This window comes from Naumannella halotolerans (assembly GCF_004364645.1).
Classification (GTDB): Bacteria; Actinomycetota; Actinomycetes; order Propionibacteriales; family Propionibacteriaceae; genus Naumannella; species Naumannella halotolerans.
In genome coordinates this window covers 1,398,188-1,410,474 of the sequence record NZ_SOAW01000001.1, presented here as the reverse complement: position 1 = coordinate 1,410,474, position 12,287 = coordinate 1,398,188, and the positions used below count along the sequence as shown (strand labels likewise).

Annotated in this window: 10 protein-coding genes and 2 tRNA genes; 4 read left to right on the top strand and 8 right to left on the bottom strand. The window is 68.4% G+C overall.

Features of this window, described 5'->3' with window-relative positions; genetic code table 11:
* Nucleotides 1-47: 47 nt before the first annotated feature.
* Together CLV29_RS06520 and CLV29_RS06515 are read right to left on the bottom strand one after the other, a co-directional pair.
* Nucleotides 48-1,370 carry a M16 family metallopeptidase gene (locus tag CLV29_RS06520; RefSeq protein WP_133754152.1) on the bottom strand — a complete coding sequence of 441 codons (1,323 nt, stop codon included), beginning with the start codon at nt 1,368-1,370 and terminating at the stop codon, nt 48-50.
* Nucleotides 1,367-2,683 (bottom strand): M16 family metallopeptidase, encoded by a 1,317-nt coding sequence (locus CLV29_RS06515; protein ID WP_133754151.1) that lies wholly within the window; start codon nt 2,681-2,683, stop codon nt 1,367-1,369. Before CLV29_RS06515 ends, CLV29_RS06520 begins: the two co-directional genes overlap by 4 nt.
* Nucleotides 2,684-2,764: 81 nt before the next feature.
* Here CLV29_RS06515 and CLV29_RS06510 point away from each other — a divergent pair, with 81 nt between their 5' ends.
* Nucleotides 2,765-3,328 carry a GNAT family N-acetyltransferase gene (locus CLV29_RS06510; RefSeq protein ID WP_208292786.1) on the top strand — a complete coding sequence of 188 codons (564 nt, stop codon included), beginning with the start codon at nt 2,765-2,767 and terminating at the stop codon, nt 3,326-3,328.
* A 6-nt stretch (nt 3,329-3,334) separates the two neighbouring features.
* Here CLV29_RS06510 and CLV29_RS06505 read toward each other — a convergent pair whose 3' ends face one another.
* Complete coding sequence (locus CLV29_RS06505) at nt 3,335-4,381, bottom strand: 5'-3' exonuclease (RefSeq protein WP_166649154.1); 1,047 nt, start codon at nt 4,379-4,381, stop codon at nt 3,335-3,337.
* Nucleotides 4,382-4,497: 116 nt separating this feature from the next.
* On the opposite strand from CLV29_RS06505, the gene CLV29_RS16430 reads away from it, so the two are divergent.
* Nucleotides 4,498-4,875 carry a hypothetical protein gene (locus CLV29_RS16430; RefSeq protein WP_208292785.1) on the top strand — a complete coding sequence of 126 codons (378 nt, stop codon included), beginning with the start codon at nt 4,498-4,500 and terminating at the stop codon, nt 4,873-4,875.
* Nucleotides 4,773-6,830 carry a glycoside hydrolase family 3 C-terminal domain-containing protein gene (locus CLV29_RS06500; protein ID WP_341799750.1) on the top strand — a complete coding sequence of 686 codons (2,058 nt, stop codon included), beginning with the start codon at nt 4,773-4,775 and terminating at the stop codon, nt 6,828-6,830. Before CLV29_RS16430 ends, CLV29_RS06500 begins: the two co-directional genes overlap by 103 nt.
* 472 nt (nt 6,831-7,302) lie before the next feature.
* Here CLV29_RS06500 and CLV29_RS06495 read toward each other — a convergent pair.
* From CLV29_RS06495 to CLV29_RS06485, 3 genes are all read right to left on the bottom strand, one after another.
* Nucleotides 7,303-7,379, bottom strand: a tRNA-Met gene (locus CLV29_RS06495).
* A gap of 234 nt (nt 7,380-7,613) precedes the next feature.
* Nucleotides 7,614-7,690 (bottom strand) — tRNA-Met (locus CLV29_RS06490).
* A 69-nt stretch (nt 7,691-7,759) separates the two neighbouring features.
* On the bottom strand, nt 7,760-8,947 hold the full coding sequence (locus CLV29_RS06485; RefSeq protein WP_133754149.1) for an FUSC family protein: 1,188 nt from the start codon (nt 8,945-8,947) through the stop codon (nt 7,760-7,762).
* Nucleotides 8,948-9,120: 173 nt separating this feature from the next.
* On the opposite strand from CLV29_RS06485, the gene serA reads away from it, so the two are divergent.
* Nucleotides 9,121-10,323: a phosphoglycerate dehydrogenase gene (serA, locus tag CLV29_RS06480; RefSeq protein WP_208292783.1), complete on the top strand. Its 1,203-nt coding sequence runs from the start codon at nt 9,121-9,123 to the stop codon at nt 10,321-10,323.
* A 148-nt stretch (nt 10,324-10,471) separates the two neighbouring features.
* Here the strand turns inward: serA and CLV29_RS06475 are convergent, their stop codons facing one another.
* Both CLV29_RS06475 and rsgA read right to left on the bottom strand, forming a co-directional pair.
* Entirely contained in the window at nt 10,472-11,269 is a 798-nt protein-coding gene (locus tag CLV29_RS06475; protein ID WP_133754147.1) for an inositol monophosphatase family protein, read from the bottom strand.
* 32 nt (nt 11,270-11,301) lie between these two features.
* On the bottom strand, nt 11,302-12,285 hold the full coding sequence (gene rsgA / locus CLV29_RS06470) for a ribosome small subunit-dependent GTPase A (protein WP_243831769.1): 984 nt from the start codon (nt 12,283-12,285) through the stop codon (nt 11,302-11,304).
* Nucleotides 12,286-12,287 lie beyond the last annotated feature (2 nt).

Genomic DNA, 12,287 nt, shown 5'->3' with positions numbered 1-12,287 from the left:
GGCCGGCGCGATCACCAGTCGATGATCATCGGTCGGTGCTCAGCCTGTCAGTCGGTGCCCAGCGGCGGCAGCGAGTCCGGCTGCGGCAGGCTCTCGGCCAGGGACGGTTCGCCCACCACGATCAGGCTGAGCTTGTCCGGGGTGACGATCTCGGCATAGGCCTTGCTCGCCTGTGCGGCGGTGACCTCGGAGAGGGCACGCAGGGAGGTGGCCAGGTAGTCCTCGGGCTGGCCGTTGAGCACCTGCCGCGAAGTCTGGTCGACCAGCGCCTCGGCGGTGGCCCAGGTCAGGGGTGCGCTGCCGATGTAGTAGTTGACCGCATTCGCCACCTCCTGCTCGGTGATCGGACGGCCGTCGAACATGGTCGCCAGCGCCTGGTCGATCGCATCGGCGGTGACCTCGGTACGGAAGGAGCCGGTGAGGGCGAAGCTGCCACCGCTGCGCAGCGGGCTGGGGGAGAGCCGGACGCCATAGGTGTAGCCGAGGTCCTCGCGCAGCAGCAGGTTCAGCCGGCTGCCGAAGGATCCGCCCATGGCGTAGAGGGCGACGCGCAGGGCGGGCCAGCGAGGGTCGGTCCGGTCGATGCCGAAACCGCCCAGCTGCAGATTGGCCTGGACCGCCTCGGTCCGGCTGATCAGCCGGTACTCGCGATCACCGGGGGCGGTCAGCGGTTGGGTCGGGGCATGCGAGCGGCCCTCCCAGTGGCCGAGCGCGGCCTCGACCAGCCGCACCGGGTCGACCCCGGAGAAGTCGCCGCCGATCACGATCGTGGTGGCGTCGGGGGTGTAGCGCGAGTGGTGGTAGCCCTGCACGGCACCGGCGGAGATCGAGGCCACCGAGTCGGCGTCACCGGCCAGCGGGCGGGAGACCCGGGAGTCAGCGGAGTAGACGGCCCGCCGGAACTCCTTGGCCGCGGTGAAACCCGGATTGGCCGCCTGCTGTTCGATCTCGGCCAGCCGCAGGGCGACGTGACGCTCGACATCTGCCGTCGACAGCTCCGGTGTGGTCAATGCCTCGGCGAACAGCTCCAACGCCTCGGGCAGGCGGGTGCTCGGGACGTCGATCCCGGCGACGATCCCGTGCAGTTCCTGGAAGGCGCCGAAGACCGCGCCACTGTTCTCCAACACCTCGGCGAAACGTCCACCCGGGTGCAACAGTGTCCCCTCGTCGAGGGTACGGGCGCAGATGCTGCCGACGCCCTCGGGGTCGTCCTCGCCCAGCGGGGCGTCGACGACTGCGCTGACGCTGACCACGTGCTGGCCGGGAAGGTGCAGGACGATGATCTTCAACCCGTTGTCCAGTTGGCTGCTGCTCGGGGTGGCGAAGTGCGGGAGTTGCGGCGCGGCCACCAGTGGTGCCTGGGTGATCATGACGGCAGCCTTTCGGAGGTGACGGTCACCGGGTCGTCCTCACCGATCGCTCGGTAGACGACCGCGGCCCGTGCATCGGCGGTCAGGTGTTCGGCGACGGCAGCGGTGATCTCGGCGGTGTCGATGCCGTCGATGGTGATCAAGCGTTGATTGATCTCCTCGGGATCGTCCAGCAAGGTGGCGGCCGAGGAGATCTGATCCGCCCGGGTGGCCAAGGTGGCGAGGGCGGACAGCCACTGACGTTCGTACTGGGCCTTGGCTCGCAGCAGTTCCTCGTCGGTCGGTCCCTCGGCCGCGAACCGTTCGATCTCGGAGATCATGATCGCCTCCACCTGGGCGATGTCGACCGACTCGCGTGCGCGGGCGGAGGCGAATCCGAAGGAGTTGCCGCCGATCAACCCGAGGGCAGATGCCTCGGCCCCGGTGGTGAGTTGATCTTCGCGGACGAGACGCCGGTAGAGCCGCGAGGTCTGGCCGTCACCCAGGATCGACAGACCAAGATCAGCCGCATCGAAACTGCGCTGGTCCAGGGCCGGCAGGCGCCAGCTCAGATAGAGCGCATCGGCCGGCACGGGCGCGCGTACCTCGGTCCGGGGTACGCCACTGAGCGCGGGCAGCGGCGGGGTCTTCGGCGTCTCCGGCAGCTCCCCGGCCGGGATCTGACCGAAGTAGCGCTCGACCCGCGTCATCGCGTCATCGACCTCGATACCACCGGCGATCGTCAGCACCGCATTGTTCGGCATGTAATGGCGGCGGAAGAAGGCATGGACGTCGGCGAGTTCGGCGGCGTCCAGATCCTCCATCGAACCGATCGTGGTGTGACCGTAGGGATGATCGGCAGGGAAGGTGTTCTGCACCAGGAACTGCATCATCAACCCGTAGGGGACGTTGTCGTAGCGCTGCCGCTTCTCCTCCTTCACGACCTCGCGTTGATTGTCCAGGTTCTCCTGGGTGACCGCCTCCAGCAGGGTGGACAGCCGGTCGGCCTCCAACCACAGCGCCAGGTCCAGTCCACCCACCGGGAGCGCTTCGAAGTAGTTGGTCCGGTCGAACCAGGTGGTGGCGTTCACCGACGCGCCCGCGGCCTGCAGCATCGAGATGTGCTTGCCCGATCCGACATGGGCCGATCCCTGGAACATCAGGTGCTCGAACAGATGCGCGAAGCCCGAGCGTCCGGGCTCCTCGTGCCGCGAGCCCACGTCGTACCACAGGTTCACCGCCACGGCCGGTACTGCCGGGTCCGGGTTGATCACCACGCGCAAACCGTTGTCGAGCCGGCGTTGGTGTAGGGGATAGCGGACTGACGGGACCATGCAGGCCAACCTAGCCCAGTTGATCACTGCACCGGAGCGGATCGGCTGTCCGGTGCGGGCTGTTCGCCCTAGGCTGAGCGAGTGTCCAGAACGGTAACGCTGCCCATCCGTACCGAGCGCCTGCTCCTGCGTGCCTATCGGCCCGACGATGTCGCCGATTCCTTGGCCTACTACTCCGATCCGGAGGTGGCCCGCTACCTGCTCGACGATCCTTGGACCCTCGAGCTCGCCACCCAGCGGGTCAACGAGCGGGTCGAGCGGGCGGGCATCGAGCCGCCGTCGGCCGGTTTGGCCCTGGTGGTCGAGCGGGACGGTGTGATGATCGGTGATCTTGCCCTGTGGGCGACCGACGGTTCCCGCTCCAAGGGTGAGGTCGGTTGGGTGTTCGCACGATCGGCCGCCGGGAAGGGGTACGCGACCGAGGCGGTGAATGCCCTGTTCGACATCGCTTTCGGGACTTTCGGGATGCACCGGGTGGCGGCGCAGCTGGATCCGCGCAACGAGCCCTCGGCCCGGTTGTGCGAGCGGCTCGGGATGAAGCACGAGGCGCATCTGCGGCAGGACTGGTACATCAAGGGTGAGTGGACCGACACCGGAATCTACGGACTGCTGGCGACCGATCCGCGGCCCGGCCGGAGCGTCTGAGCGCGCTCAGAAGAGGGTCGGTTGCAGATTCACCGGCAGCGCCGGCAGCGATCGACGGGCGCCCTGCCACTGTGCCCGGCTCTGCCAGCCCAGGGAATCGGTGGTGGCCGATTCGGTCTCGGCGTTCGGGTCCTCGGCCAGCACCCGGGCGGCGGTACGGGCGGTGGCCGGTAGTCCGAGGTCGAGCAGTACCTGCCGTACCGCCGCAGCCGACAGGGGCAACCTGCCCCGGTCGGTCAGCGGGCCCAGGTCGAGATCGTGGCGCATCTGCATCACCTGCCGGTTGTGCTGCCACACCTGCCGGGCGGTGGGATCGGCCAGGCGTTGGGCCCAGGTACGGCTGAGCGCGGCGGTGATCAACTCACCGCCCGATTCGGCGTCGGCGAAGATCTGCTCCCCGTCGCCGACCTCGGTGAGGAGGGTGACCGCACGTTTGGGGCCGATCCCGCGAACGCCGGGAAGGTTGTCCGACGGGTCACCGCGCAGCGCGGCGAAGTCGGGGTACTGCTGTGGGCCGATGCCGATCATCAGCTGCAGGCGCTCGGGGGTGAGCACCGGTGAGGCGTCGACCCCGCCGTTGATCACCCGCAGTACCCGGGTGTGGGAGTTGATCAGGCAGAAGGCGTCGCGATCGGAGGTGACGACCACGCACTGGCCTCCCTCGGTGCCGGCCCGGGCCGAGACCGAGGCGAGCACGTCATCGGCCTCCTGCGCCTCGGGGCAGACGACCTGCACCCCGAGCTCGTCCAGCACCGCGCGGGCCAGGAGCAACTGCGAATCCAGGCTGGGCAGCTTCTCCGCCCGCTGAGCCTTGTAGTGCGGCCAGCGCTCGCGACGCCAGTTGCGGTCGGGGTCGTCGAAACCGACGATGATCCGCTGCGGCCCGATCCGTTCGGCCGCCACCACCAGTTGGGTCAGCAGCCCGCGGATCGCCCAGATCGGTTCACCTGCGCGGTTGCGGGCATTGCTGGCGGCCAGGGCGTGGAAACTGCGGTGCAACAACGAGTTGCCGTCGACCACCATCAACAGCTCAGGGGTGGTCGGATCCGGCATGTGTCCCATCATGCCTCGTCGGTCCGTCAGGCGCCGGTAGGTCACCATGGTCCGTCCGTCGTCTCCCTACCGCGGATGCGGGGTGCGACCCTGTGCCCGGCATTCGACGCGTCTGTATGTTGGGGATCCCGACCGCGATCATCGCCGACATGCCCGAGGAGCTTCCCACCATGACCCATCCGGCTCTTGACCGCCTGACTCGCGAGGAGAAGGCGAGCCTCGTCTCGGGCGCCACGTTCTGGACCACCGAGACGATCGAGCACGCGGGGATCGAGGGGGCGACACTCACCGACGGGCCGCACGGTGTGCGGATGCAGAACCCCGACACCGGTGAGGACCATCTCGGGATCGCCCAGAGTGCGCCGGCGACGGCCTTCCCGACCGGAGCGCGCTGGGATCGAGCTGGGACGTCTCGCTGCTGCAGCGGATCGGCGAGGCGCTGGGTACCGAGGCCCGGGCGCTGGGCGTCGACATCCTGCTCGGGCCGGGGGTGAACATGAAGCGGTCCCCCTTGTGCGGGCGCAACTTCGAGTACCTCTCCGAGGATCCGCTGCACGCCGGTGCGCTCGGTGCCGGCTGGGTGCGCGGCATCCAGGTGAAGGGGGTCGGCGCATCGGTCAAGCATTTCGCGGCCAACAGCCAGGAGACGGATCGGCTGAAGATCAGCGCCGAGGTCGACGAGCGCACACTGCGGGAGATCTACCTGCCGGCTTTCGAACACATCGTGACCGAAGTCCAGCCGGCGACGGTGATGTGCTCCTACAACCGGATCAACGGGGTGCATGCGTCTCGGAACCGGTGGCTGCTGACCGAGGTGCTCCGCGACGACTGGGGCTTCGAGGGGTACGTGGTCTCGGACTGGGGAGCGGTCAGCGACTCGGTCGAATCCTTGGCCGCTGGTCTCGATCTGGAGATGCCGCCGCGCGGGAACGGCAGCGTCGCGCCGCTGCTCGCAGCGATCGACGACGGGCGGCTGAGCGAGGAGACGCTGGACCTCGCAGTCTCCCGGATCCTCACCACCCATGATCGACTCCGCGCTGCGCGCAGCGAGCTGCCGCAACCCGACTTCGAGGCGCACCACTCACTCGCCCGCCAGGCGGCGAGCGCCGGCAGCGTCCTGCTGACCAATGACGGGATCCTGCCGCTCGACCCAGATGGGCAGGGCACCATCGCCGTGGTCGGAGAGCTGGCCCGTACCCCGCGGTACCAGGGGGCGGGCAGCTCCCACATCAACCCGACCAGGCTCGATCTGGCTCTCGATGCGATCAGCCGGGCCACGGCGCGCCCGGTCACCTTCGAAGCCGGATACCGGCTCGACGGGGAACGCGATGACGAGGTGCTGGCCACGGCGACCCGCAATGCGCAGGAGGCCGCGGTCGTGGTGCTGTTCGTCGGACTGCCCGATGCCGCCGAATCCGAGGGGTTCGACCGGGAGCACCTCGACCTCCCCGAGGCCCAACTGGCCCTGATCGAGGCACTGTCCACCCGCGATGTGCCGGTCGTCGTCGTCCTCAGCAACGGCGCGGTCGTCGACCTCGGCCCGGTTGCCGACGCCTCGGCGATCCTCGAGATGTGGCTCGGCGGTCAGGCCTCCGGCTCGGCGGCTGCGGATCTGCTGTTCGGGATCTCGGAGCCGGGTGGGCGCCTGGCCGAGACGGTCCCGCTGCGGCTGTCCGACACCCCGGCGTACCTGAACTGGCCGGGCAGCGATCATGTCGTCCTCTACGGCGAGCGGGTCTACATCGGTTACCGCTGGTACGACGCCCGCGAACTCGAGGTGCGGTTCCCGTTCGGTCATGGGCTGGGATACGCCACCTTCGCCTACTCCGATCTCGAGGTCGTCGTCCCGGATCCGCAGACCGCGCAGGCGACGGTGCGGGCGACGATCACCAACACCGGTGAGCGGGACGGCAGCGAAGTCGTCCAGCTGTACCTGGCTCCGCACAGTGCCCGGGTCGACCGTCCGGTACGCGAACTGCGCGGCTTCGAGAAGGTCCGGGTCCCGGTCGGTGAGAGCCGGACCGTCGAGTTCGAGCTGGGTGAGCGTGATTTCGCCTACTGGGGTGAGCAGGGCTGGACCGCAGACCCCGGTGAGTACACGATCGCGGTCGGTCCGTCGTCGAGGTCGCTGCCGCTGACCGAGACGATCAGCCTGGACGTGGAGTTGAAGCGCGCGCCGCTGACGGGGGAGTCCAGCATCAACGAGTGGCTCGCCGATCCGGTGGGCTCCGGTCTCATGCGGCAGGCATTGGCCGCCACATCGGAGGGTTCACCGATTCCGGCCACGGACGAGGTCTTCCGGGTTGCCGGGGGCATGCCCCTGGAAACCTTCGTCGGTTTCAGCGGCGGCAATCCCGTTGACGTCATCGGGCCTCTCCTGAAGGACTTGCAGGCAGCGACTGCACCCGACAAGGCGCAGGATTCGGCACCCCGGGAGGACACCGAGTAGCGCGGCCTGGGAATCCTGCTGTCTTCGGGCCCGCCGAGCCGTGTTGGGTCGGGTCCGCCGAGCCGTGTTGGGTCGGCATCTCTTCTGCAGGAATTGCCCTCGTTCGGCGCGTTAGGGGGCGCTTCTTGCGGAAGGAACGAAGGAAGCGGTTGAGCCAGCGTGAGTGCAACGAGCGTCAACCTCGATGAGTCGCCCCTGCGCGCTAGTGGGGCCGAGTCAGATGGGCTCGAGTCAGATGGGCTCGAGTCAGATGGGCTCGACGGATGAGGCCCGACTCGGATGAAGCCCGACTCGAGTGAAGCCCGACTCGAAACAAACGCGGGGTCCCGAGAGGGCGGTCTGCACTCGGGGCGCGGAGGTAGCCGGCCGGGTGCCGAGGGGCGTCGGCCGGCTGCCGCTGTTCGAGTGAGGGAGACCACGGCCCGGAACATGCATCGGGCCCGGAATCCGAAAATCCCGGGCCCGATGTCGGTGGTAGCGGGGACAGGATTTGAACCTGTGACCTCTGGGTTATGAGCCCAGCGAGCTACCGAGCTGCTCCACCCCGCGTCGCGATGTTCAATTTTAGTGGATGGCCCCTTGGAGATCCAAATCGCCCCCGCGGATTCCTTCTGCGGGAATCGCCCTCCGAGGGCTCCCCAGCTGGCCGTTCCTGCGGAAGAGTTCGGAAAGTTCACGCGCGAGCGAGGGTGCCGCTGTCGAACCGGAGGTCACCCAGGAACGTCCACCGGAGACCGCAAAGCCAACGGGCCCGGAATCCGAGGATCTCGGGCCCGTTGATGGTGGTAGCGGGGACAGGATTTGAACCTGTGACCTCTGGGTTATGAGCCCAGCGAGCTACCGAGCTGCTCCACCCCGCGTCGCCAACCGGTCTCTCGACCAGTGCGTCTACGACCGTACCCGGCGTCGGGGTTCGGGGCAAACCGAGGTCAGCGACCGACCTCCGGGATCGCCTCCCGGGCCTGCGGGTACGGCATCCCGGACAACTGCAGCAGATCGGTCATCATCGACCGGAGCTGGGCCAGGATCACCACCGCGGACAGATCGTCAGCCATCTGTACCCGCGAACTGCTGCGGCCGAGTCGGATCAGCCGCGCCTGCGCCTCACTGGGCACCCGGCCCTCGAAGAGCTCGTTGGCGCAGAACTCCAGGATCTGCCCGGTCTGCCGCATGATCTCCAGGTACGCCATGGGTACGCTCTCGCCCCGCCACAGCGCCACCGCACTGCGGCGGGCGAGCACCCGCAGGTTCCGCACCAGCCGGTCCAACGGGTCGTACAGATCAGCCAGCTGACCGACCCGGTCCTTGTGCCGGGAGCGGAACAACGAGTAGCGAGCAACGGCCAGGGCCTCGTCGATGCTGTCCGACAGCGTCGACAGCAATCGCTGGCTGTTCCGGGCCCGCTGCAGGGCACGGTCGGCGGCATCGGGGTCGTCGGCGTCGAGTGCCGCACTGGTGTCCCGCAGACAGTCGGCGACCTCGCGCAGCACATTGGCGGCGGCGAAGCGAGGTTTGAGGGCAGGCCCGGTCGGGGCGAGCAGCGCCACCAGCATCGCCAGACTCAAGCCCAGCAGGGCATCCAGCCACCGGCTGAATCCCTGGTTCGGTGCGGTGGCCAGGGTCATCACGAAGATCGCCTGCACCGCCGACTGCATGATCATCAGCGTGCGGGCGCCGAGGATGGTGGCCACCGACATCGAGATCACCACTGCGGCGATCATCTGCGGCACTCCGGCGCCGAAGAGGGAGAAGAAGAGGTCGCCGATCGCCACCCCGATGAAGACACCGACGCCGACCTCCAGGGCCCGGCTGTACCGCTTGCCGTAGCTGGTGCCCAGGGTCAGCACCGCCGCGATCGCGGCGAACACCGGTTGCTGGTGGCCCAGCAGCACGATGGCCAACCACCAGGCGACGCCGGCGGTGACCGCGCACTGCACGATCATCCAGATCCGGTTCCGCCAGCGACCGATGCCGCTGCGCAGCGTGCGTCGGCTGATCAGGATCGAGGTCTCGCCCAGACTGAGGGCACGCATCGCCCGTGAACGCATCTGCGGGTTCCGCCGCTTCGCCACCTCGACACCACCTCCGTCCTCACTTCTCACCCGGGAGTCTGCCACTGCCCGACTCCTGCTGTCCCGGGGTGTGCCGTTGATCGGCCGGCGGCGCAGTATCCGTCACCGCCCCTGCGACAGACCGTCAGCCACCAACACCCTGCGCGCGACGGAGCGTCGAATGGCCACACCTCGGAAGCGGGATGCCTCGACGCTCCCGGGGTCCTACATTGGTCGTCGTGAAAGCCCTGCTGCTGGAGAACGTCCACCCCTGCGCCGATACCATCCTGGCCGAGGCCGGGATCGAGGTGGAGCGCCGATCCGGGGCGCTGGACACCGATGAGTTGATCACCGCCCTCGAGGGGGTCGACCTGCTGGGCATCCGGTCCAAGACCCAGGTCAGCGCCGAGGTCTTCCAGGCCCGTCCGGGGCTGCGGGCGATCGGTGCCTTCTGCATCGGTACGAATCAGATCGATCTGGACGCCGCCGCCGCCGCCGCGACGGTGGTCTTCAACGCTCCCTACTCCAACACCCGCAGCGTGGTCGAGCTGGTGATCGCCGAGATCATCTCCCTGGCCCGTCGGCTGACGGTCAAGAACAGCGCCATGCACGCCGGGTTGTGGGACAAGTCAGCCAAGGGCGCTCATGAGATCCGCGGCCGTACCCTCGGCATCGTCGGCTACGGCAACATCGGCAGCCAGCTCTCGGTGGTCGCCGAGGCGCTCGGGATGCAGGTCTCGTTCTTCGACATCGCCGACAAACTCGCGCTCGGCAATGCGCGCAAGGTGGAATCGCTGGACGAGCTGCTGGAGACCTGCGAGACGATCTCCCTGCACGTCGACGGACGCCCGGGCAATGCCGGGTTGTTCGGTGCCGAGCAGTTCGCCCGGATGCGGCCCCGTTCGCTGTTCCTGAACCTGTGCCGCGGTGTGGTGGTCGATCACGAGGCCTTGCGGGACAACCTGCTGTCCGGGCACATCGCCGGTGCCGCGGTCGACGTCTTCCCCGAGGAACCGAAGGCCGCTGGCGACCCGTTCAGCTCGGTGCTGCAGGGGCTGGACAATGTGATCCTCACCCCGCACATCGGCGGCTCCACCCAGGAGGCGCAGGAGGACATCGGGCGGTACGTGTCGAAGAAGCTCGGCGACTTCGTGCACAACGGCACGACCACCATGTCGGTGAACATTCCGCATGTGGCGGCCGGCCGGGCCACCGCGGCCCGCCTGCTCTACCTGCACCGCAACGTTCCCGGAGCCCTGGCCCGGCTGAACTCGCTGCTGGCCGACTTCGGCGTGAACATCGACCGGCAGTCGCTGGCCACCCGTGGCGAACAGGGTTATGTGGTGACCGACATCGGTTCACCGATCAGTGAGGCGCTGGAGAACGAACTGCGCTCGCTGCCGGAGACGATCGATCTGCGGCTGATCGTCGAGGAGGACTGAGGTTCCTTCCCGACAGCAACCGGGGCAGAGCGCGACCCGGTCCGGATGATCCGGACCGGGTCGTCGTCGCCAGGGGCGCTGCCAGGTCTGGTGGATCGTCGTCAGGTCAGGTGATCGTCGTCGGGGTCGCCGCCAGTCTGGGCGGCTTTCAGCCGCGGTTCAGATGCGCCACGACCTGGTCGTGCAACAGATCATTGGTGGCCAGGGCACCCGGCCCGACCGGACCGTCCTCACCGGCGACATTGCTGAACCGGCCACCGGCCTCGGTGACGATGATCGACGGGGCCGCCATGTCGTGCAGCGCGAGGTCGGGCTCGCAGGCGATGTCGACCGCGCCCTCGGCCAGCAGCATGTAGGACCAGAAGTCGCCGTAGGCGCGGGTACGCCAGCACTGGCGCAACAGGTCGACGAAGGGCTGGCCGTAGGGGGTGGTGACCCAGCCGCCGATGCTGGAGTACGACATCGACGCGTCCTCGATGCTGCCGACCGCACTCACCCGGCACTGCTTCGGGGTGCGGATCGACTTCCCGGTGAACGCCCCGCCACCCTTGCTGGCCCACCAACGACGCGACAGCGCCGGCGCCGAGACACAACCCAGGACCACCTCGTCGCCGTCGAACAGCGCGATCAGCGTCGCCCAGACCGGAACCCCGCGGACGAAGTTGCGGGTGCCGTCGATCGGATCGATCACCCAGCGGCGCGGACCGTGGCCGGTGTCGGCGAGTTCCTCCCCGTGCACCGCATCGCGCGGTCGGGCCTTCTTCAGCACGGCCCGGATCGCTTCCTCCACGGCGACATCGGCGTCGGTGACCTCGGTCATGTCCGGTTTGGAGTCGACACGCAGGTCGGAGGCCCCGAACCGCTTCAGCGAGATCGCATCGGCGTTGTCGGCGAGCATGTGGGCGACCCGCAGGTCCTCGATCAGGGAACTGTCGGACGGTGGCATGGGGCCAGCCTAGTGGGGGTGCGCCGCCGTGGTCAGAACGACTCCCGGTCGGCGCTGACCATCCGTCGGAAACTGTTCACCCGCTCAGCACTGACCCGTCCGGTGGCCACGGCGGCGTCCAGGGCGCAACCCAGCGTACCGGTCCGATGATCACAACCGCGGGGACAGTCGGCGGCCACCTCGGCCAGGTCGGGAAAGGCATCGACGATGGTGCTCGGATCGACATGGCTGAGCCCGAAGGAACGTACCCCGGGTGTGTCGATCACCCAGCCACCGCCGGGCAGGGGCAACGCGATCGCCGAGGTCGAGGTGTGCCGACCACGGCCGGTCACCTCGTTGACCACACCGATGGCGCGGTCGGCATCGGGCAGCAGACGGTTCACCAGGGTCGACTTGCCGACCCCGGAATGGCCCACCAGGACCGAGACCCGATCGTGCAGCCGCTCGCGCAGTTCGCTCAGGTCGCTGCCCGGTTCGAGTACCACGACCGGTACGTCCAGCGGCTCGTAGGCCGCGATCAACGCCTCAGGTGAGGCCAGATCGGCCTTGGTCAGACACAGCAGCGGCGACAGGTGGGCATCGAAGCCGGCGACCAGGATCCGGTCGATCATCCCGGTCCGCGGGGGAGGATCGGCCAATGCGGTGACGATCACCAGCTGATCGGCATTGGCCACGATCGGGCGCTCGTAAGGGTCGTCGTCATCGGCGGTGCGGCGCAACACCGAGGTACGCTCCTCGACCTCGACCATCCGGGCCAGCGTCCCCTCATCCCCGGAGGTGTCACCGACCACCCGTACCCGGTCGCCGACGATCGCGGCCTTGCGGCCCAGCTGGCGCGCCTTCACCGCGATCACCGGCCGGTCGCCCACCAGCACGTGGTAGCGACCGCGGGTGATCGAGGTGACGGTGCCGATCTCGGCATCGCTGTAGTCCGGCTTTTGTTTCGTCCGCGGCCGGGTACGTCGGCGCGGCCGGTCGAACCCCTCGTGGTCATCGGTCCCGATCTGGCGGGCCACGA